Origin of the sequence: Caldimonas thermodepolymerans (assembly GCF_015476235.1) — a bacterium.
GTDB classification, from domain to species: Bacteria; Pseudomonadota; Gammaproteobacteria; order Burkholderiales; family Burkholderiaceae_C; genus Caldimonas; species Caldimonas thermodepolymerans.
In genome coordinates, this window is sequence record NZ_CP064338.1 from 1,442,563 (window position 1) to 1,461,740 (window position 19,178).

The 19,178-nt window shown below is 70.0% G+C and carries 19 protein-coding genes; 8 read left to right on the forward strand and 11 right to left on the reverse strand.

All coding sequences use genetic code 11. From position 1 onward, the window contains the following. The first annotated feature begins 43 nt into the window (after positions 1-43). The 4 genes from IS481_RS06910 to hslO all read left to right on the forward strand — a co-directional run bounded on the left by IS481_RS06910 (position 44) and on the right by hslO (position 3,362). Positions 44-550, forward strand: coding sequence for a MarR family winged helix-turn-helix transcriptional regulator (locus tag IS481_RS06910; protein ID WP_170067479.1), 507 nt, complete (start codon positions 44-46; stop codon positions 548-550). Beyond that, positions 547-1,749, forward strand: coding sequence for an MFS transporter (locus IS481_RS06915; protein WP_104358178.1), 1,203 nt, complete (start codon positions 547-549; stop codon positions 1,747-1,749). The genes IS481_RS06910 and IS481_RS06915 overlap by 4 nt, the downstream gene beginning before the upstream one ends. Before the next feature lie 82 nt (positions 1,750-1,831). Continuing rightward, on the forward strand, positions 1,832-2,356 hold the full coding sequence (locus tag IS481_RS06920; RefSeq protein WP_104358177.1) for a gamma carbonic anhydrase family protein: 525 nt from the start codon (positions 1,832-1,834) through the stop codon (positions 2,354-2,356). Positions 2,357-2,375: 19 nt separating this feature from the next. Next, the gene (gene hslO, locus IS481_RS06925; protein WP_259371689.1) at positions 2,376-3,362 is read left to right on the forward strand and encodes an Hsp33 family molecular chaperone HslO; all 987 of its coding nucleotides are present in this window, start codon (positions 2,376-2,378) and stop codon (positions 3,360-3,362) included. Here the strand turns inward: hslO and IS481_RS06930 are convergent. The 9 genes from IS481_RS06930 to IS481_RS06970 form a co-directional block, all read right to left on the reverse strand. Then, on the reverse strand, positions 3,332-3,865 hold the full coding sequence (locus IS481_RS06930; protein WP_146079551.1) for a hypothetical protein: 534 nt from the start codon (positions 3,863-3,865) through the stop codon (positions 3,332-3,334). The two genes, hslO and IS481_RS06930, sit on opposite strands and share 31 nt — an antisense overlap. Next, positions 3,862-4,146 (reverse strand): cell division protein FtsB, encoded by a 285-nt coding sequence (gene ftsB / locus IS481_RS06935; protein ID WP_104358174.1) that lies wholly within the window; start codon positions 4,144-4,146, stop codon positions 3,862-3,864. The genes IS481_RS06930 and ftsB overlap by 4 nt, the downstream gene beginning before the upstream one ends. A gap of 8 nt (positions 4,147-4,154) precedes the next feature. After that, complete coding sequence (eno, locus tag IS481_RS06940) at positions 4,155-5,438, reverse strand: phosphopyruvate hydratase (RefSeq protein ID WP_104358173.1); 1,284 nt, start codon at positions 5,436-5,438, stop codon at positions 4,155-4,157. Between the two features lie 103 nt (positions 5,439-5,541). Beyond that, positions 5,542-6,396 (reverse strand): 3-deoxy-8-phosphooctulonate synthase, encoded by an 855-nt coding sequence (gene kdsA, locus IS481_RS06945; RefSeq protein ID WP_104358172.1) that lies wholly within the window; start codon positions 6,394-6,396, stop codon positions 5,542-5,544. Between the two features lie 46 nt (positions 6,397-6,442). Continuing rightward, complete coding sequence (locus IS481_RS06950; protein ID WP_104358171.1) at positions 6,443-8,107, reverse strand: CTP synthase; 1,665 nt, start codon at positions 8,105-8,107, stop codon at positions 6,443-6,445. 51 nt (positions 8,108-8,158) lie between these two features. Continuing rightward, a complete protein-coding gene (locus tag IS481_RS06955; protein WP_104358227.1) occupies positions 8,159-8,998 on the reverse strand; it encodes an alpha/beta fold hydrolase in 840 nt (279 codons plus the stop codon). Beyond that, positions 8,991-9,818 carry a proteasome-type protease gene (locus tag IS481_RS06960; RefSeq protein ID WP_104358170.1) on the reverse strand — a complete coding sequence of 276 codons (828 nt, stop codon included), beginning with the start codon at positions 9,816-9,818 and terminating at the stop codon, positions 8,991-8,993. The genes IS481_RS06955 and IS481_RS06960 overlap by 8 nt, the downstream gene beginning before the upstream one ends. Next, positions 9,815-12,394: a DNA mismatch repair protein MutS gene (mutS, locus tag IS481_RS06965; protein ID WP_104358169.1), complete on the reverse strand. Its 2,580-nt coding sequence runs from the start codon at positions 12,392-12,394 to the stop codon at positions 9,815-9,817. The genes IS481_RS06960 and mutS overlap by 4 nt, the downstream gene beginning before the upstream one ends. Positions 12,395-12,433: 39 nt before the next feature. Continuing rightward, positions 12,434-13,399, reverse strand: coding sequence for an inositol monophosphatase family protein (locus tag IS481_RS06970; RefSeq protein WP_104358168.1), 966 nt, complete (start codon positions 13,397-13,399; stop codon positions 12,434-12,436). 178 nt (positions 13,400-13,577) lie between these two features. Here IS481_RS06970 and IS481_RS06975 point away from each other — a divergent pair, with 178 nt between their 5' ends. Further along, positions 13,578-14,303 (forward strand): RNA methyltransferase, encoded by a 726-nt coding sequence (locus tag IS481_RS06975; RefSeq protein WP_104358167.1) that lies wholly within the window; start codon positions 13,578-13,580, stop codon positions 14,301-14,303. 57 nt (positions 14,304-14,360) lie between these two features. Continuing rightward, complete coding sequence (gene cysE, locus IS481_RS06980) at positions 14,361-15,116, forward strand: serine O-acetyltransferase (RefSeq protein ID WP_104358166.1); 756 nt, start codon at positions 14,361-14,363, stop codon at positions 15,114-15,116. Here the strand turns inward: cysE and mog are convergent. Together mog and yjgA are read right to left on the reverse strand one after the other, a co-directional pair. Then, positions 15,109-15,711, reverse strand: a complete 603-nt coding sequence (mog, locus tag IS481_RS06985) for a molybdopterin adenylyltransferase (RefSeq protein ID WP_104358165.1) — start codon at positions 15,709-15,711, stop codon at positions 15,109-15,111. The two genes, cysE and mog, sit on opposite strands and share 8 nt — an antisense overlap. Continuing rightward, positions 15,704-16,243: a ribosome biogenesis factor YjgA gene (gene yjgA, locus IS481_RS06990; RefSeq protein WP_104358164.1), complete on the reverse strand. Its 540-nt coding sequence runs from the start codon at positions 16,241-16,243 to the stop codon at positions 15,704-15,706. The genes mog and yjgA overlap by 8 nt, the downstream gene beginning before the upstream one ends. 249 nt (positions 16,244-16,492) lie before the next feature. On the opposite strand from yjgA, the gene pmbA reads away from it, so the two are divergent. Together pmbA and IS481_RS07000 are read left to right on the forward strand one after the other, a co-directional pair. Continuing rightward, the gene (pmbA, locus tag IS481_RS06995; RefSeq protein ID WP_104358163.1) at positions 16,493-17,875 is read left to right on the forward strand and encodes a metalloprotease PmbA; all 1,383 of its coding nucleotides are present in this window, start codon (positions 16,493-16,495) and stop codon (positions 17,873-17,875) included. A 162-nt stretch (positions 17,876-18,037) separates the two neighbouring features. Continuing rightward, positions 18,038-19,120: a TRAP transporter substrate-binding protein gene (locus IS481_RS07000; protein WP_104358162.1), complete on the forward strand. Its 1,083-nt coding sequence runs from the start codon at positions 18,038-18,040 to the stop codon at positions 19,118-19,120. The last annotated feature ends 58 nt before the right edge of the window (positions 19,121-19,178 follow it).

Genomic DNA, 19,178 nt, shown 5'->3' on the forward strand with positions numbered 1-19,178 from the left:
GGCCGCCAGGCGCGCCCCGTGCAGACCGTATATGATAGTTTGCATGCAAACTAACCTGTCGTCCGCGGGCGCCGGCGAGGTCGACCTCGACGTCGTGCGCTCGCGCTTCGGCCTGCTCGTGGCGGGTATCTACCGCAAGTGGCGGCGGCAGGTGGATCACAGCTTCCGCGACCTGGGGCTGTCCGATGCCACGCGCACGCCCCTGCTCGCCCTGTACGCGCAGCCGGGCGGCATGCGGCAGAAGGACCTGGCCGAGGCGCTGTCGCTCGACACGTCGTCGCTGGTGCGCGTGCTGTCGCAGCTGCGCGAGCGCCGGCTGGTGGACTGGGCCTGCGACCCGGCCGACCGCCGCACCAAGTGCATCGCGCTGACCGCCGAAGGCCGGCGCATCGCCGCGCAGATCCTCCAGCGCAGCCTGGAGATCGAGCGCGCGCTGCTGGCCGACCTCGACCCGCAGGAGCTGGCCGTCACGCGCGCGGCGCTCGAGAAGATCTCGCAGCGCTTCGAGCAGCTGCCGCCCAGCGACGTGCAGCCGGGAGGACGGGCATGAAGCTGCGTCCGACCCCCTACGTCTGGGTCAGCTTCGCGATGATCGTCGGCGTGATGGGCACGGCGCTCATCAGCCCGCTGTACGGGCTGTACCGCGACGCCTGGGGCCTCAAGCCGAGCGACGTGTCCATGATCTACGTCGTCTACATGTTCGGCGCGCTGTGCGGGCTGTTGACGCTGGGCCGCCTGGCGGACCGGCTGGGCTTCCGCCCGGTGATGACCGGCTCGCTGGTGCTGGTGCTGGTCGGCACGCTGATCAGCCTGGCCGCGCCGGACATGGCGGTGCTGTCGGTCGGGCGCTTCATCGTCGGCGTGGCCTCGAGCATGATGACCACCTCGGCCACCGTGGGGCTCACCGCGCTGTCGCCGTTCGGGCGCCCGCAGCGCGCGGCAGTGATGGCCGGGCTGCTGATGGCGGTCGGCTTCGGACTCGGGCCGCTGCTGGGCGGCATCATGGGGCAGTGGGCCCCCGCACCGCTGGTGACGACCTACGTGCCCACGCTGGTGCTTGGCGCGCTGGGCCTGTGGGCCTTGCGGCGGGTGCCGCTGCCGGCAGAGGGGGGCGGGCCGTCGCGGCGCCTGCACTGGCGCGATCTGCTGCCGCACCTGACCTGGCCCGAGGCGAGCGCCTCCTCGACCTTCCTGCTCACCTGCATCCTGCCGTTCCTGGTGTTCGGCGTGTTCGGCCTGTACGCGGCGATGTCGCCGCTGTTCCTCGACAAGCTGGTGCCCTGGCACGGGCCGGTGGTCAGCGGCACGGCGATCGCGCTGATCCTGTTCATGTCCGCCGCGGTGCAGAACCTGGTCAGCCACATGAAGACCTACCGCTGCGGCTCGCGGGGCATGGCCGTGCTGGTGCTGAGCAACGCCCTGCTGATGGTCAACCTGTTCGTCGGCTCGGGGCTGCTGTTCGTGATCGGCGTGGTGTGCACCTCGATCGGCCACGGCATGGGCTCGGTGGCCGGCATGAGCGTGGTCACGCGCATCGCCGGGCCGCACAACCGCTCGGGGCTGGTCGCGACCTTCCTGCTGGTCGGCTACATCGGCAGCATGCTGCCGATGATGGCGATGGGCTGGATCGCCGACCACTGGGGCCTGCCGGTGGCGGTGTGCGCGTTCTGCTCGATGGTGATCGTGCTGGGCACCGTCGTCGGCGTGCTGTTCCACCGCCATCCGCGCATCCGCGCCGTCGCGGGCTGAACCCCGTGCTTCCCTGCATGGCCCCGCGCGCCGGACGGGCGCATGATTCTTCCTAGAATCACACGTTCTTCAGGAGTGCTGCATGGCGATCTACCAGCTCGGCGACATCCGCCCCGTCATCCATGAAACGGCCTGGGTGGCCGACAGCGCCGAGGTGATCGGCAACGTGGAGATCGGCGAGGACGCCAGCATCTGGTTCGGCACCGTGGTGCGCGGCGACACCGAATCGATCCGCATCGGGCGCGGCTCCAACGTGCAGGACAACTCGGTGCTGCACGCCGACTTCGGCAAGCCGCTGGTCATCGGCGAGAACGTCACCGTGGGCCACCAGGTGATGCTGCACGGCTGCACGATCGGCGACGGCTCGCTGATCGGCATCCAGGCCGTGGTGCTCAACGGCGCGAAGATCGGCCGCAACTGCGTGGTCGGCGCCGGCGCGGTGGTCACCGAGGGCAAGGAGTTCCCCGACGGCTCGATGATCCTCGGGGCGCCGGCGCGGGCGGTGAAGCAGCTCACCCCGGAGCAGATCACCGCCTTCCAGTTCGGTGCGCGGCACTATGTCGAGAATGCCCGCCGATTCAAGGCCGAGCTGAAGAAGATCGGCTGACCCCCAACCTGGACCCATCTTGAGCGCAACCCTTTCCCACAGCGAACTGCACAAGTTCATCTTCGAAGGCCTGCCCGTGCGGGGCATGATCGTGCGCCTGACCGACGCCTGGCAGGACATCCTGCAGCGCCGCGAGCAGTCGGGCGGCTACGCGCGGCCGGTGCGCGAACTGCTCGGCGAGATGGCCGCCGCCGGCGTGCTGATGCAGTCGAACATCAAGTTCAACGGCGCGCTGGTGCTGCAGATCGCCGGCGACGGCCCCGTCAAGCTCGCGGTCGCCGAGGTGCAGCCGGACCTGAGCCTGCGCGCCACCGCGAAGGTGATCGGCGAGGTCGACGAGGCCGCGCAGCTCGAGGCACTGGTCAACGTGCACGGGCAGGGGCGTTGCGCGATCACGCTGGACCCGCGCGACCGCCTGCCGGGCCAGCAGCCCTACCAGGGCGTGGTGCCGCTGCACGGCCCGCAGCACGAGCCGCTGCAGCGCCTGAGCGACGTGCTGGAGCACTACATGCGGCAGTCCGAGCAGCTCGAGACCACGCTGGTGCTGGCCGCCAACGACACCGTGGCCGCGGGGTTGCTGATCCAGCGCCTGCCGGTCGAAGGCGAGGCCAACCTGGGCGGGCGGGCCGGCGAGGAGACCGCCGAGCTGGACGAGGCCTACCACCGCATCTCGCACCTGGCCGCGTCGCTGACCCGCGAGGAGCTGCTGACGCTGGACGTGGACACCATCCTGCGCCGCCTGTTCTGGGAAGAATCGCTGCGCCGCTTCGAGCCGCTGACCGGCGAGCACGGGCCGCGCTTTGCCTGCAGCTGCTCGCGCGAGCGCGTCGGGCAGATGCTCAGGGGCCTGGGCCGCGAGGAGGTCGACGGCATCATCGCCGAGCAGGGCCGGGTCGAGATCGGCTGCGACTTCTGCGGCGCGCTCTACCACTTCGACGCGGTCGACGTGGGCGGCCTGTTCACCGAAGAGCGCAATCAGCCGCCGTCCTCGTCGTCGATCCAGTGACCGCGGGGCACCTGGCGCGGCAGCCGGAACAGCCGGTGCTCGCATTCGGGCACCAGGCATTCCGGACAGCACCAGGGGCGCAGGCGAGGGGCCGACTCCGATGACGTCCCGGGACGCCGTGACGGGGGCGCGAGCAGGCGGCAGGCCGCCTCGAGGCGCTCGGCCGGGGTGCGGCCGTAGACCACGCCGTAGGACCATCCGGCGCGCTGCAGCGCCTCGCGCAGGCGCTGGTCCAGCGCCTCGGCCGCCGGGCGCTGTGCCGGCGGCAGCACGTCCAGGCCGGCGAGCAGGCAGCGGGCCGGCGCGGGCAGGGCGGCTGCCGCGCCCTCCAGCAGGGCCTCGGTGACGTCGAGCACCTGCCAGGCCGTGCCGGATGCGAGCCGCTCGCGCAGGCCGGCGCACAGGGCCTGCACGTCGGCGCCGGTGGCCCCGGCCACCGCCAACGTGAAGCCGCCCGGCAGGGCCGGGCGGACGGGGGCAGGCGGAAGAAACGAAGCGCTCACCGCGGCGGTGGCGTCAGCTGCACGTAGATCTCGTCGGGCTTGATCATGCCGAGGTCGTAGCGGGCCTTTTCCTCGACCATCTCCAGCCCTTCCCTGAGGTCGCTGACCTCGGCCGCGAGCTGCTGGTTGCGCTCGCGGCTGCGGTCGTTCTTCGCCCGCTGTTCGGCCAGCCGCCCCTGCAGCTCCATCACGCGGTGCACCCCGTGCTTGCCGAACCACAGCTCGGCATGCACGAGCACCAGCAGCCCGGCGAGCACCAGCGTGAGGAGGCGGGCCGACATGGCGCCGATCAGCGCAGGTTGTAGAACGCGGCGCGGCCGGGGTAGCTGGCGACGTCGCCCAGGTCTTCCTCGATGCGCAGCAGCTGGTTGTACTTGGCGATGCGGTCCGAACGCGACATCGAGCCGGTCTTGATCTGGCCGGCGTTGGTGCCCACGGCGATGTCGGCGATGGTCGAGTCCTCGGTCTCGCCCGAGCGGTGCGAGATCACCGCGGTGTAGCCGGCGCGCTTGGCCATCTCGATCGCGGCGAAGGTCTCGGTCAGCGTGCCGATCTGGTTGATCTTGATGAGGATGGAGTTGGCGATGCGCTTCTCGATGCCCTCACGCAGGATCCTGGTGTTGGTGACGAACAGGTCGTCGCCGACCAGCTGCACCTTCTGGCCCAGCGCCTGGGTCAGGTGGGCCCAGCCGTCCCAGTCGCCCTCGGCCATGCCATCCTCGATGCTGATGATCGGGTACTTGTCGCACCAGGTGGCCAGCACGTTGGTCCATTCCTCGGCCGTCAGCGTCAGGCCTTCGCCTTCGAGGTGGTACTTGCCGTCCTTGTAGAACTCGCTGGAGGCGCAGTCCAGGCCCAGCGCGACCTGCTCGCCCGGGGTGTAGCCGGCCTTCTCGATCGCTTCCAGGATCAGCTGGATCGCGGCCTCGTGGCTGGCGACGCTGGGGGCAAAGCCGCCTTCGTCGCCGACTGCGGTGCTCATGCCCTTGTCGTGGATGATCTTCTTCAGCGCGTGGAAGACCTCGGCGCCGTAGCGCACCGCCTCGCGGAAGCTGGGCGCGCCTACCGGCAGGATCATGAACTCCTGCAGGTCGAGGTTGTTGTTCGCGTGCGCGCCGCCGTTGATGACGTTCATCATCGGCACCGGCATCTGCATCGAGCCCGAACCGCCGAAGTAGCGGTACAGCGGCAGGCCGGATTCCTCGGCCGCGGCACGCGCCACCGCCATCGAGACCGCCAGCGTCGCGTTGGCGCCCAGGCGCGACTTGTTGTCGGTGCCGTCCAGGTCGATCAGCGTGCGGTCGAGGAAGGCCTGCTCGGAGGCGTCCAGGCCCAGCACGGCCTCGGAGATCTCGGTGTTGATGTGCTCGACGGCCTTGAGCACGCCCTTGCCCAGGTAGCGGTTCTTGTCGCCGTCGCGCAGCTCGATCGCCTCGCGCGAGCCGGTGGAGGCCCCCGACGGCACGGCCGCGCGGCCCATCACGCCGGATTCCAGCAGCACGTCGCACTCGACGGTCGGGTTGCCGCGGCTGTCCAGGATCTCGCGGCCGACGATGTCAACGATGGCACTCATGAAAGGTCCTCTTCCTTGAAGTCAATGAATCTGTCTGTCGTGGGGGCGGCAGGGCGTCGACCGCGGACGGCACCCCGCAGGCGGGGTGACCCCTGCCGGCGCCTCAGCTGAAGTTGTTCTCCAGGAACCCGTTGCGCTTGGTGATGCGGTCGAGCTCGACCAGCGTGGCCAGCAGGTCCTTCATGCGCTTGAGCGGCACGGCGTTGGGCCCGTCGCTGAGCGCCTTGCTCGGGTCGGGGTGGGTTTCCATGAACAGGCCCGCCACGCCGACGGCCACCGCGGCGCGCGAGAGCACCGGCACGAACTCGCGCTGGCCGCCGGAGCTGGTGCCCTGGCCGCCGGGCAGCTGCACCGAGTGGGTGGCGTCGAACACCACCGGGGCACCGGTCTCGCGCATGATCGCCAGCGACCGCATGTCGCTGACCAGGTTGTTGTAGCCGAAGCTGGCGCCGCGCTCGCAGGCCATGAAGTTGTCCTCGGGCAGGCCCTTCTCGCGCGCGGCGTCGCGGGCCTTCTGGATGACGTTCTTCATGTCGTGCGGCGCGAGGAACTGGCCCTTCTTGATGTTGACCGGCTTGCCCGACTGCGCCACGGCGCGGATGAAGTCGGTCTGGCGGCACAGGAAGGCGGGCGTCTGCAGCACGTCGACCACCTGGGCGACCACCGGGACCTCCTCCTCGGTGTGCACGTCGGTCAGCACCGGCACGCCCAGTTCGCGCTTGACCTTGGCGAGGATCTCCAGGCCTTTTTCCATGCCGGGGCCGCGGAACGAGCTGCCCGAGGAGCGGTTGGCCTTGTCGTAGCTGGACTTGAAGATGAACGGGATGCCCAGCTCCGAGGTGATCTCCTTGAGCGTGCCGGCAGTGTCCATCTGCAGTTGCTCGGACTCGACGACGCAGGGGCCGGAGATCAGGAAGAAGGGTTGGTCGAGACCGACCTGGAAGCCGCAAAGCTGCATGCTGTGACCTCGTGTTGCAAAAAAGCCGCGTCGCCGCGGCATCGGTTCAGCGTTCCGCTTTCTCGCCGCGGCGCTGCTGGTGGGCCAGCGCCGCCTTGATGAAGGAGGTGAACAGCGGATGCCCGCCCCATGGCGTGGACTTGAATTCCGGGTGGAACTGTACGCCCATGAACCACGGGTGCACGTCGCGCGGCAGCTCGACGATCTCGGTCAGCTTCTCGCGCTGCGTGATCGCCGAGATGACCAGGCCGGCATCCTCCAGCTGCTTGAGGTATTTTTCGTTGGCTTCGTAGCGGTGGCGGTGACGTTCCGTGACGACGTCACCGTAGATCTCGTGCGCCAGCGTGCCGGGCTTGACGTCCGAGCTCTGCGCGCCCAGGCGCATCGTGCCGCCCAGGTCCGAGTTGGCGTCGCGGCGCTGGATCGTGCCGTCGGCGTCCTGCCATTCGTCGATCAGGGCGATCACCGGGTGCTCGGTGTGGGCGTCGAACTCGGTGCTGTTGGCGCCCTTGAGCCCGGCCATGTGGCGGGCGAACTCGATCGTCGCGACCTGCATGCCCAGGCAGATGCCCAGGTAGGGGATCTTGTTCTCGCGCGCGAACTTGGCCGCCAGGATCTTGCCTTCCACGCCGCGCTTGCCGAAGCCGCCCGGCACCAGGATGGCGTCGTACTTGCCGAGCCGGTCGACGTTCTCGGGCGTCAGTTCCTCGGAGTCGACATACTCGATCCTGACGCGCGCATGGTTGTGGATGCCGGCGTGGCGCAGCGCCTCGTTGAGCGACTTGTACGAGTCGCTCAGGTCGACGTACTTGCCGCACATCGCGATCGTGACCTCGTGCTGCGGGTGCTCCAGTTCGTAGACCAGCTTGTCCCAGCGCGACAGGTCGGCCGGCTTGGTCGACAGGTGCAGCTTGGTGCAGATCAGCTGGTCCAGGCCCTGCTCGTGCAGCATGCGCGGCACCTTGTAGATGGTGTCCACGTCCCACACCGAGATCACGCCGTACTCGGGCACGTTGGTGAACAGCGAGATCTTCTCGCGCTCGTCGTCCGGGATGCGGCGGTCGGCGCGGCACAGCAGCGCGTCGGGCTGGATGCCGATCTCGCGCAGCTTCTGCACCGTGTGCTGGGTCGGCTTGGTCTTGAGCTCGCCGGCCGCGGCGATCCACGGCACGTAGGTCAGGTGCACGAAGGCGGTGTTGGTGGGGCCGAGCTTCAGGCTCATCTGGCGCACTGCCTCGAGGAAGGGCAGCGACTCGATGTCGCCCACCGTGCCGCCGATCTCGACGATGGCCACGTCGACCTCGTCGGGCGTGCCGACACCGGCGCCGCGGCGCACGAATTCCTGGATCTCGTTGGTGATGTGCGGGATCACCTGCACCGTCTTGCCCAGATAGTCGCCGCGCCGCTCCTTCTCGAGCACGCTCTTGTAGATCTGGCCGGTGGTGAAGTTGTTGGTGCGCTTCATCTTGGTGGTGATGAAGCGCTCGTAGTGTCCGAGGTCCAGGTCGGTTTCGGCCCCGTCGTCGGTCACGAACACCTCGCCGTGCTGGAACGGGGACATCGTTCCAGGGTCGACGTTGATGTAGGGATCGAGCTTGATGAGGGTGACTTTGAGGCCGCGCGATTCGAGGATCGCGGCCAGGGAGGCCGAAGCGATGCCCTTGCCGAGGGAGGACACCACACCGCCAGTGACAAAGACGTACTTGGTCATTGTGTGCAGCGGCCGCTTAACGATCACGGCCGCTGTGGTGGTAAAGAGGCATTATATCGACGCCGCCTGCGCGGCGGCCTCGAAGCGCCGCAGCCAGTCGACGACCGCATCCACGGTCTCGTCGGGCTTCTCGAACGGGTACAGGTGGGTGCCCTCGATCCAGGAAATGCGGCCCTGGGTGAGGCGCTGCGTGGCGCGCATGCCGACCTGCCGCACCTCCTTGGATTGGGTGCCGCCGATGAAGGCGACCGGCCGCTGCGGCGGGCGACGGCGCAGCAGGCGCGGCAGGTGGTGCGGCAGCGAGTTGTAGATGTCGGTCTCCACCTCGCGCCGGAAGCTCAGCGCCTGGCCCTCGCCGGTGCTGTAGGTGCCGGCGGCGATGTAGTCGCGCAGCACGTCGGGCCGCCAGCGGGCGAACGCGGGCTTGGAGGCGAAGTGCGCATAGGCCTCCTCGGCGCTGGTCCAGACGTTGCGGCGCTGGCGCGAGATGCGGCCCGGCGAGACCTTGTGGATCCAGCCGGTGGCCTTGGCCAGCTGCACCGCGGTGGCCTTGAAGCCGTACAGCACCGGGGAGTCGAGCAGCACGACGCCGCGTACCAGCTCGGGCCGGGACAGGCAGGCCAGCAGGCTCAGGTAGCCGCCCAGCGAGTGCCCGACCAGCCAGGCCGGGCGGCCGGGCACCTCGGCCTCGATGAAGCGGACCAGCTGGTCGCGCAGGTAGGGCCAGTTGTCGGTGACCGGAAAGCGCGGGTCGTGGCCGAACTTCTCGACCGCATGGACTTCGTAGCCATGCTGGCGGAAGCGCTCGAACAGCACGCGGTAGGTGCCGGCCGGGAAGCCGTTCGCGTGCGAGAACACGATCGGGGCAGGGGAGGAGGTCGGCTCAGCCATCGGGCGCATGGATCTTGCGCAGGGGGTTGAGGGATTCCTGCTGCTGGGGGGCGGCGGCGTGCAGCGTCGGCTCGGCCGCGCCGGCGTCCCAGGTGGGGTTGGGCAGCGAGACGAACGCCTCGCGCAGCCGCTGGCCCCAGCTGTCGCGGATCTGGCGGAAATACGGGTCGCGCTCGTCGATGTGCACGATGCGTTGCGCGTGCAGCGTGTCGGCCTCGTAGACCAGCAGGTCCAGCGGCAGGCCGACCGAGAGGTTGGAGCGCAGCGTCGAGTCCATCGACACCAGCGCGCACTTGACGGCCTGGTCCAGCGGCGTGGCGGGGGTGACGATGCGGTCGATGATGGGCTTGCCGTACTTGGACTCGCCGATCTGGAAGTAGCACACGCCGTCCACGCCCGCCTCGACGAAGTTGCCGGCGGCGTAGACGTTGAACAGCCGCATCGGCTCGCCGCGGATCTGGCCGCCGAAGATCAGGTTGACGTTGAACTCGATGCCGAAGTTGCGCAGCGCCGCGGCGTCGCGCTCGTGGACCTTGCGCACGCAGGCGCCGACGATGCGCGCCGCGTCGTGCATGCTGCGGCAGTTCCAGATCGAGACGCTGCCGTCGTCTCCGTCGATGGTCTCGGTGCGCAGCAGCTGGCGCACCGCCTGGGTGATCGCGAGGTTGCCGGCCGACAGCAGCACCATGACCCGGTCGCCCGGCTGCTCGTAGACCGACATCTTGCGGAAGGTGCTGATCTGGTCCAGGCCGGCGTTGGTGCGGGAGTCGGACAGGAACACCATCCCGGCGTCCAGCCGCATGGCGACGCAGTAGGTCATGAGGCTTTCCCTTGCAGTTCCTTGAGCCGGTACAGCGCGTCCAGCGCCTCGCGCGGGGACATCGCGTCCGGCTGCAGGGCGGCGAGCGCCTCCTCCACCGGCGACGGGGCGCGCTGCTCCTCGGACGGCGGCGGGGGCGGGGCGAACAGGTCGATCTGCGCGTCGTGCGCGCGCTGCTGGGCTTCCAGCGCCTCCAGCGTCGCGCGCGCCTGGCGGATCAGCGCGGGCGGCATGCCGGCCAGGCGGGCGACCTGCACGCCGTAGCTGCGGCTGGCCGGCCCGGGCTGGATCTCGTGCAGGAACACGATGTCGTCGCCCGACTCGGCCGCCGAGACGTGCACGTTGATGGCCCGCTCGTGCTTCGCGGGGAACTCGGTCAGCTCGAAGTAGTGCGTCGCGAACAGCGTGAACGAGCGGTTGCGGTCGTGCAGGTGGGTGGCGATCGCGCTGGCCAGCGCCAGCCCGTCGAAGGTCGAGGTGCCGCGGCCGATCTCGTCCATCAGCACCAGCGACTGCTCGGTGGCGCCGTGGATGATGGCCGCCGCCTCGGTCATCTCCAGCATGAAGGTGGACTGCGCGTTGGCCAGGTCGTCGGCCGCGCCGATGCGGGTGTGGATGGCGTCGATCGGACCGAGGCGGCAGCTCCTGGCCGGCACGTAGGAGCCCATTGCCGCGAGCAGCACGATCAGCGCCACCTGGCGCATGAAGGTCGACTTGCCGCCCATGTTCGGGCCGGTGATGACCAGCATGCGGCGGTTGGCGTCGAGCCGGCAGTCGTTGGGCATGAACGGGCCGTTGCCGGTCTCCAGCAGGCGCGCCTCGACGACCGGGTGGCGGCCCTGCTCGATCTCGATGCAGGGCTCCTTGACGAACTGCGGCTGGCACCAGTTGAGCGTGGTGGCGCGCTCGGCCAGCGCCGCCAGCGCGTCCAGCCCGGCCAGCGCCCGTGCCAGCGCGGTCAGCGCCGGCAGGTGCGGCTGCAGCGCGTCGAGCAGCTGCTCGTAGAGCATCTTCTCGCGCGCCAGCGCACGGTCCTGCGCGGACAGGGCCTTGTCCTCGAAGGCCTTGAGCTCCGGCGTGATGAAGCGCTCGGCGTTCTTCAGCGTCTGGCGACGCTGGTAGTCCAGCGGCACCTTGTCGAGCTGGCCCTGCGTGACCTCGATGTAGAAGCCGTGCACCTTGTTGAACTGCACGCGCAGGTTGGCGATGCCGGTGCGCGCCCGCTCGCGCGCCTCCAGGTCGATCAGGAAGGCGTCGCAGTTCTGGCTGATTGCGCGCAGCTCGTCCAGCTCGGCATCGAAGCCGGGGGCGATCACGCCGCCGTCGCGCACCATCACCGCCGGTTCCTCGGCCAGGGCGCGCTGCAGCTGGTCCAGGATCTCGGGCGGCGGGGTGAGGGCGGCGGACAGCTCGACCAGCAGCGGCGCGGCCTGCGCCGGCAGCGTCGCGCGCAGCGCGGGCAGCGCCTGCAGCGTGGTGCGCAGCCCGGCCAGCTCGCGCGGGCGCACCTGGCGCAGCGCCAGGCGAGCGGCGATGCGCTCGACGTCGCTGACCTGCTTGAGCGCGTCGCGCAAGGGCTCGAAGCCGTGCCCGATCAGCGCGGCGATCGCCTCGTGGCGCTGGCGCGCCTGGGTGCGCTCGCGCAGCGGGTAGACCAGCCAGCGGCGCAGCGCCCGGCTGCCCATGCCGGTGCGGCAGGTGTCCAGCACCGACAGCAGGGTGGGGCTGTCCTCGCCGCGCAGGGTCTGGGTCAGCTCCAGGTTGCGCTGGGTCGAGGGCGGCAGCTCGAGCAGGTCGCTGGCGCGCTCGACCGACAGCGTGCTCACGTGCGCCAGCGCACGGCCCTGGGTGTGTTCGGCGTAGCTCAGCAGCGCGGCCGCGGCGGCATGCGCGACCGCGAGGTCCTGCGCGTTGTAACCGGCCAGGCTCGCCACGCGCAGCTGCTCGCACAGCTTGCGCGCCCCCAGCGCGCTGTCGAACTGCCAGGCCGGGCGCTTGGTGACGGCGGCGCGCGCCTGCTGCACCGCAGGCGGCAGCTCGTCGCCGCAGACCAGCAGCTCGGCCGCGTTCAGGCGGGCCAGCCAGGTGTCGAGCTCGCGCGCCGAGCATTCGGTCAGGCCCAGCTGTCCGCTGCTCAGGCCCAGCCAGGCCAGGCCGTAGGTGGCGCCCTTGTGGTGCAGCGCGACCAGCAGGGTGTCGCGCTTGTCGGCCAGCAGCTCGGTGTCGGTCACCGTGCCGGGGGTGACCACGCGCACCACCTTGCGCTCGACCGGGCCCTTGGCGGTGGCCATGTCGCCGACCTGCTCGGCGATCGCCACCGCCTCGCCGAGCTTGATCAGCTTGGCCAGGTAGGCCTCGACCGAGTGCACCGGCACGCCGGCCATCACCACCGGCTGGCCGGCGCTCTGGCCGCGCGTGGTGATCGTGATGTCGAGCAGCCGGTTCGCCTTGACGGCGTCGTCGTAGAACAGCTCGTAGAAGTCGCCCATCCGGTAGAAGACGAGCGTGTCCGGGAACGCCGCCTTGATGCGCAGGTACTGCTGCATCATCGGCGTGTGCTGGCTGAAGTCCTGCATGGGCTGAGCCGGGCGGTCCATCGCGGCAGGGGCGCAGGGTCAGCGTGCGGGGCCGGTGTCCTTGTCGCCGGCCAGGTCGACCTTGCGGATGCGCACCGGGCCCTTCTTCTTGGCGGCCGGTTGCGCGCCGGCCTCGGGCTCGCCGGTGGCCGGGGCGGGCGCCGGGGCCGGTGCGGCGGGCTCGTCCACGTCCTTGATCACGCGGGTGAAGGGCGACAGCAGCTGCACCATCTGGCTGTAGATGCGCGGCGTGGCGGCCACCACCTCGCGCTGGTGCAGGAAGTCCGGCTCGCCGGTGAAGTTGCCGATCAGCCCGCCCGCCTCGGTGACGATCAGCGAGCCGGCGGCCACGTCCCAGGGGTTCAGGCCGGTCTCGAAGAAGCCGTCGTAGTAGCCGGCGGCCACGTAGCACAGGTCCAGCGCGGCCGCGCCCGGGCGGCGCAGGCCCGCGCACTGCGTCATCACCGCCTCGAACATCTTCATGTAGCGCTTGAAGTTGTCGCCCTTGCGGAACGGGAAGCCGGTGCCGATCAGGCTGTCGGACAGGCGGGTGCGCTTGGACACCCGGATGCGGCGGTCGTTCAGGAAGGCGCCGCGGCCCTTGGAGGCATAGAAAAGGTCGTTGCGCGCCGGATCGTAGACCACCGCCTGCTGGATCTGGCCGCGCACCTGCAGCGCGATCGACACCGCGTAGACCGGGAAACCGTGGATGAAGTTGGTGGTGCCGTCCAGCGGATCGATGATCCACAGGTAGTCGCTGTTCTTCGCGCCGTGGGCGCGCCCCGATTCCTCCGCGAGGATGCCGTGGCCGGGATAGGCGGTCAGCAGGGTCTCGATGATGGCCTGCTCGGCGGCGTGGTCCACCTCGGTGACGAAGTCGTTGGTGGACTTGGCGGTCACGCGCAGCAGGTCCAGGTCCATCGAGGCGCGGTTGATGATGGCGCCGGCAGCGCGGGCGGCCTTGACGGCCGTGTTGAGCATCGGGTGAAGCGCTTGTTGGGACATGGCAATACCTGCGGCGATGGCGTACGGGGAGCTTGGGGGGAGCAAGAGCGACGCGAGGCCAGCCGGATGGCGGGCCTCGCAAAGATAATGTCGGATTCTATCTGCCCGGGTGCGGCCGCGCTGGCCCCGGGGCGAGTGTCCCGACGCCAGGCCCGCCGTGGGCCGCACTTTTTCCCGCATGACCGCCGATCCGACCCGCTTCATCCTGCTCCACACCAGCCATCCCGGCAACGTCGGCGCCGTCGCCCGGGCGATGAAGGTGATGGGGTTCTCCGACCTGGTGCTGGTGGCGCCGCGCCACGCGGACGTGCTGGTGCAGGAGGAGGCCGTGGCCATGGCCAGCGGCGCGGCGGACATCCTGGTGCGCGCCCGCGTGGTGGGGACGCTGGCCGAGGCGCTGGACGGCGTCACCTACGCCTGCGCCACCGCGATGACGCCGCGCGACTTCGGCCCGCCGACCCACGCGCCGCGCGAGCTGTTCGCGGGCTTGGCGGGCAGCCGTCACCGCGTGGGCTTCGTGTTCGGCTCCGAGCGCTACGGCATGAGCAACGAGGACGTCTATCGCTGCCACGCGACGCTTTCCATCCCGACCAACCCGGCTTACGGTTCGCTGAACCTGTCGCAGGCGGTGCAGGTGATCGCCTATGAATGGCGCCAGGCGCTGGGCGGCTACGGGGCGCCGGCGCGCGCGCCCGATCCGGCGCTGGCCAGCGCGCAGGCGGTTCAGGGGCTGCTGGCGCACTGGGAGCAGGCGCTGGTGGAGATCGGCTTCCTCGATCCGGCGGCGCCGAAGAAGCTGGTGCCGCGGCTGAACCAGCTGTTCAACCGCGCCCAGGTGACCGAGGAGGAGGTCCACCTGCTGCGCGGCATCGCCAAGGCCATGCAGCAGGCCGCCCGCAAGTAAGGCTTGCGGCGCGCCGTTACACTGCCCGCTTTTCCAACCGCCCTGGAGCCCTGCTGCATGTTCCGGCACCTGCGAGAAGACGTCGCCTGCATCCTGGAGCGCGATCCTGCGGCGCGCACGACCTGGGAGGTGCTGACCTGTTACCCCGGCCTGCACGCGCTGGTGATGCACCGCTGGGCGCACTGGTGCTGGACCCACGGCCTGCGCTGGCTGGGGCGCTTCATCTCGCATGTCAGCCGCTTCCTCACGGGCATCGAGATCCACCCGGGCGCGCGCATCGGCCGGCGCGTGTTCATCGACCACGGCATGGGCGTGGTGATCGGCGAGACCGCCGAGGTGGGCGACGACTGCACCATCTACCAGGGCGTCACGCTGGGCGGCACCTCGCTGAACCGGGGCGCCAAGCGGCATCCGACGCTGGGACGCGGCGTGATCGTCGGCGCCAACGCGCAGGTGCTGGGTGCCTTCACGGTGGGCGACGGCGCGCGCATCGGCTCCAACGCGGTGGTGGTCAAGGAGGTGCCGCCGGGGGCGACCGCGGTCGGCAACCCCGCGCGCATCATCCAGAAGGACAGCGACGCGCAGCGCGAGGCGGCCGCCGCGCGCATGGGCTTCTCGGCCTACGGGGTGACGCAGAGCGACGACCCGGTCTCGCAGGCGATCCGCGGGCTGGTCGACAACGCGGCCAGCCAGGAGCACCAGATCGCGCTGTTGTGGCAGGCGGTCGAGCGGCTGTCGCAGGGCACGGTGCCGACCGAGGCCCACACCACCGAGCAGTTCGACCCCGAGCCGTTGAACCGGCTGGTCAGGTAGCGGTGCGCGGCGGGCGCTGCGCAGACTTGGGTCGGAACGCCTTGCAGACCGACTCGTCGGTCTCGATGTAGGGGCCGCCGATCAGGTCGATGCAGTAGGGCACGGCGGCGAAGATGCCGTGCACCACCGGGTTGCCGTCGGCGTCCTTCAGGCCCTCGAGGGTTTCCGCGATCGACTTGGGCTGGCCGGGCAGGTTGATGATCAGCGCGCGGCCGCGGATCACGGCGACCTGGCGCGACAGGATCGCGGTGGGCACGAACTGCAGGCTGATCTGGCGCATCTGCTCGCCGAAGCCGGGCATGACCTTGTCGGCCACCGCCAGCGTCGCCTCGGGCGTGACGTCGCGCGGCGCCGGGCCGGTGCCGCCGGTAGTCAGCACCAGGTCGCAGCGGGCCTGGTCGACCAGCTCGCGCAGCGTCGCGCTGATGCGCTCCTGCTCGTCCGGCACCAGCCGGGTCTCCCAGTGGATCGGGTTGCGCACGGCGCGGCCCAGCCAGTCCTGGAGGGCGGGGATGCCCTTGTCCTCGTAGACACCGCTGGAGGCGCGGTCGCTGATCGAGACCACGCCGATGCGCACGGGGTCGAAGTCACTCATCCTGAGGCTCCTGAAGCAATGGCTTGATGAACTGGAACAGCTCGCGGTAGGCGCGCCCGTTGCGCTGCTCGGGCGAGGCGGCGGCGTCCTTGCGCGCCGCGCGCACCAGGCTGCGCAGCTGCTGCACGTCGCAGCCCGGGTGCTCGGCGATCCAGCGCGTCACCGCGTCGTCGCTGGCGATCAGCTCGGCCCGCCAGTGCTCGGCCTGGTGCAGCACCAGCGTGTCCATCGCATGGCCCAGGCGCATCTCGGCGATGGCCTCGCGGATCGGCTCCGGGTCGACGCGGCGCATCAGCTTGCCGATGTACTGCATCTGGCGGCGGCGCCCCTCGTGCGAGCGGGTGCGATGGTACTCGCGCAGCGCGTCGCGCAGGCTCTCGGGCAGCTCCAGCCGTTCGAGGCGCTCGTCGGGCATCTCGGCGAGGGCCTCGCCGAGCGCCTGCAGCTCGTGCATTTCCTTCTTGCGCTGGGTCTTGCTCGGCCGCGCGTCGCGGCCGTCGTCGTCGAAATCGTCGGTGAGGTCGGATGACATGGGAGGCAACGGGTCGCCGTCTGGCGTACAGGTCCCCTGGGCGACTTCGGCGGGCGCGGCGCGGCCGGGGAGCGCAGCCGTCGGGCTGGTGCGGGCCGACAGGCCGCGACATTGTTGCACAGCGCCACCGCGGCACCGCCCGGCCATGCCCCTGCATGCGGCGGCGCCGTGGCACGCTGCGGCGCCTTGCCATCGGGCAGGCCAGTATCATAGGTCCGCACTCCGGACCCACCAGATCGACACCCGTACATGCCCCACACTTCCAGTTCCACGCCCGCACAGGGATTCGCCTACACGCAGGACCAGTTCCGCGAACTCGTCGAGGAGGCGCTGGCGTGCGCCCGCCGGCTCGGCGCCAGCGATGCCGCCGTGGAGGTTTCCGAAGGGGCGGGGCTGTCGGTCTCGGTGCGCAAGGGCGACATCGAGAACGTCGAGCGCAACCGCGACAAGTCGCTCGGCGTGACGGTCTACATCGGCCAGCGGCGTGGCAACGCCAGCACCTCGGACTTCTCGCGCGCGGCGCTGGAGCAGACGGTGCAGGCCGCCTACGACATCGCGCGCTTCACCGCCGAGGACCCGGCCGCCGGCCTGCCCGACGAGCAGGACCTGGCGCTGGGCGAGGCCGCCACGCGCGACCTGGACCTGTTCCACCCCTGGGCCATCGAGGCCGCCGAAGCCGCCGAGCTGGCGATGCGCTGCGAGGCTGCGGCGCTGCAGACCGATGCGCGCATCACCAACTCCGAGGGTGCCGCGGTGTCGGCCCAGCAGTCGCACTTCTTCGCCGGCAACACGCGCGGCTTCCGCGGCGGCTATGCCAGCTCGCGCCATTCGCTGTCGGTGGCGCCGATCGCCGGGCGCGGCGACGACATGCAGCGCGACGCCTGGTACACCTCGATGCGCGACCCGCGCGACCTGGCCTCGCCCGAGGCGGTCGGCCGCTATGCCGCCGAGCGGGCGCTGTCGCGGCTGAAGTCGCGCAAGATCCCCACCTGCACCTGCCCGGTGCTGTTCGAGGCGCCGCTGGCCGCGGGCCTGCTCGGCAGCTTCGTGCAGGCCACCAGCGGCGGCGCGCTGTACCGCAAGGCCACCTTCCTGGCCGACAGCCTGGGCCAGCAGGTGTTCCCCGAGCATGTCGACATCCACGAGGACCCGCACCTGCCCAAGGGCAAGGGCAGCGCGCCGTTCGACGACGAAGGCGTGGTCACGCGCGCGCGCGACGTGGTGCGCGCCGGCCGGGTCGAGGGCTATTTCCTGTCCAGCTACTCGGCGCGCAAGCTGGGCATGCGCACCACCGGCCATGCGGGCGGCTCGCAGAACCTGTTCCTGACCAGCCGCCTGACCCGGCCCGAGGACGACCTGCCGGCCATGCTGCGCAAGCTGGGCCGGGGCCTGCTGGTGATCGAGCTGATGGGGCAGGGCGTCAACTACGTGACCGGCGACTATTCGCGCGGCGCGGCGGGGTTCTGGGTCGAGGACGGCCAGATCGCCTACCCGGTGCACGAGATCACCATCGCCGGCAACCTGCGCGAGATGTTCCGCCAGATCGTCGCGATCGGCGCGGACGCCTACACGCTCGGCTCCAAGACCACCGGCTCGGTGCTGGTCGAGCAGATGAAGGTGGCCGGCAGCTGAGCCTTTTCCCGTTCCCGCGACCGCCTGTGCGTACATCGAACCCGCAGGGGTGGCATGCGGACAATCCACAAGACCACGCCGAGCCGGCGCCGGGGAGAATCGGTGACTCTCCCGCGTCCTTGCAAGCGCGGCGAAGCCCTGAACACATTGGAGACCACAGTGATGGAACGTCGATCTTTTCTACGCAACACGGGCCTGGCCGGCGTGCTTGCCGCCGGGGCGGCTCCGGCGGTCGTGCACGCGCAGGCCAACGTGCGCTGGCGCCTGGCGTCCAGCTTCCCCAAGTCGCTCGACTCGCTGTACGGCGGGGCCGAGACGCTGGCGAAGAAGGTCGCCGACATGACCGGTGGCAAGTTCCAGATCTCGGTCCATGCCGCGGGCGAGCTGGTGCCGGCGCTGGGCATCGTCGACGCGCTGCAGAACAACACCATCGAGGCCGGCCACACGGTGGCCTACTACTACTTCGGCAAGGATGACGCCTGGGCGCTGGGCGCGGGCATCCCGTTCGGCCTGAACTCGCGCCAGATGACGGCGTGGATGTACGACGGCAACGGCCTGAAGCTGATGCGCGAGTTCTACTCGAACTACAACATCATCAACTTCCCGGGCGGCAACACGGGCGCCCAGATGGCCGGCTGGTTCCGCAAGGAAATCAAGTCCGTCAACGACCTCAAGGGCCTGAAGTTCCGCATCGGCGGCTTCGCCGGCCGCGTGATGGAACGCCTGGGCGTCGTGCCGCAGAACCTGCCGGCCGGCGAGGTCTACCAGGCGCTGGAGAAGGGCACGATCGACGCGGCCGAGTTCGTCGGCCCGTACGACGACCTGCGCCTGGGCCTGTACAAGGTGGCGCCGAACTACTACTACCCCGGTTGGTGGGAAGGCGGCCCGCAGGTCGACTTCTACATCAGCCAGAAGGCCTACGACTCGCTGTCGAGCGAGTACAAGGCCGTGCTGGAAGCCGCCGCGGCGCTGGTGCACTCCGAGATCCAGGCCAAGTACGACGCCCGCAACCCGGAAGCGCTCAAGCAGCTGGTGGCCCAGAAGGTCAAGCTGGTGTCCTTCCCGAAGTCGGTGATGGACCAGGGCTTCAAAGTCTGCCAGGACCTCTATGCCGAGCTGTCGGCCAAGAACCCGGCCTGGAAGAAGATCTACGGCGACCTGGAGAAATTCCGCCGCGACCTGTACCTCTGGTGGCGCTTCAACGAGGCCCAGTACGACCGCTACATGCAGGGCGTCAAGCTCTGACCGCCGCAGGTCCCGGCCTGCGAGCCACCAAGGAAAAGCCCCGCGTCGCGGGGCTTTT

Excerpts from the sequence above, each read along its gene's own strand:
- pmbA (WP_104358163.1), top strand. The coding sequence starts at position 16,493 with ATGCCCCACACTTCCAGTTCCACGCCCGCACAGGGATTCGCCTACACG.
- IS481_RS06920 (WP_104358177.1), top strand. The coding sequence starts at position 1,832 with ATGGCGATCTACCAGCTCGGCGACATCCGCCCCGTCATCCATGAAACG.
- IS481_RS06955 (WP_104358227.1), bottom strand. The coding sequence starts at position 8,998 with ATGGCTGAGCCGACCTCCTCCCCTGCCCCGATCGTGTTCTCGCACGCG.
- mog (WP_104358165.1), bottom strand. The coding sequence starts at position 15,711 with ATGAGTGACTTCGACCCCGTGCGCATCGGCGTGGTCTCGATCAGCGAC.
- IS481_RS06960 (WP_104358170.1), bottom strand. The coding sequence starts at position 9,818 with ATGACCTACTGCGTCGCCATGCGGCTGGACGCCGGGATGGTGTTCCTG.
- ftsB (WP_104358174.1), bottom strand. The coding sequence starts at position 4,146 with ATGTCGGCCCGCCTCCTCACGCTGGTGCTCGCCGGGCTGCTGGTGCTC.
- eno (WP_104358173.1), bottom strand. The coding sequence starts at position 5,438 with ATGAGTGCCATCGTTGACATCGTCGGCCGCGAGATCCTGGACAGCCGC.
- IS481_RS06970 (WP_104358168.1), bottom strand. The coding sequence starts at position 13,399 with ATGTCCCAACAAGCGCTTCACCCGATGCTCAACACGGCCGTCAAGGCC.
- kdsA (WP_104358172.1), bottom strand. The coding sequence starts at position 6,396 with ATGCAGCTTTGCGGCTTCCAGGTCGGTCTCGACCAACCCTTCTTCCTG.
- IS481_RS06915 (WP_104358178.1), top strand. The coding sequence starts at position 547 with ATGAAGCTGCGTCCGACCCCCTACGTCTGGGTCAGCTTCGCGATGATC.
- yjgA (WP_104358164.1), bottom strand. The coding sequence starts at position 16,243 with ATGTCATCCGACCTCACCGACGATTTCGACGACGACGGCCGCGACGCG.
- cysE (WP_104358166.1), top strand. The coding sequence starts at position 14,361 with ATGTTCCGGCACCTGCGAGAAGACGTCGCCTGCATCCTGGAGCGCGAT.
- IS481_RS06950 (WP_104358171.1), bottom strand. The coding sequence starts at position 8,107 with ATGACCAAGTACGTCTTTGTCACTGGCGGTGTGGTGTCCTCCCTCGGC.
- IS481_RS06975 (WP_104358167.1), top strand. The coding sequence starts at position 13,578 with ATGACCGCCGATCCGACCCGCTTCATCCTGCTCCACACCAGCCATCCC.
- IS481_RS07000 (WP_104358162.1), top strand. The coding sequence starts at position 18,038 with ATGGAACGTCGATCTTTTCTACGCAACACGGGCCTGGCCGGCGTGCTT.
- mutS (WP_104358169.1), bottom strand. The coding sequence starts at position 12,394 with ATGCAGGACTTCAGCCAGCACACGCCGATGATGCAGCAGTACCTGCGC.
- IS481_RS06910 (WP_170067479.1), top strand. The coding sequence starts at position 44 with ATGCAAACTAACCTGTCGTCCGCGGGCGCCGGCGAGGTCGACCTCGAC.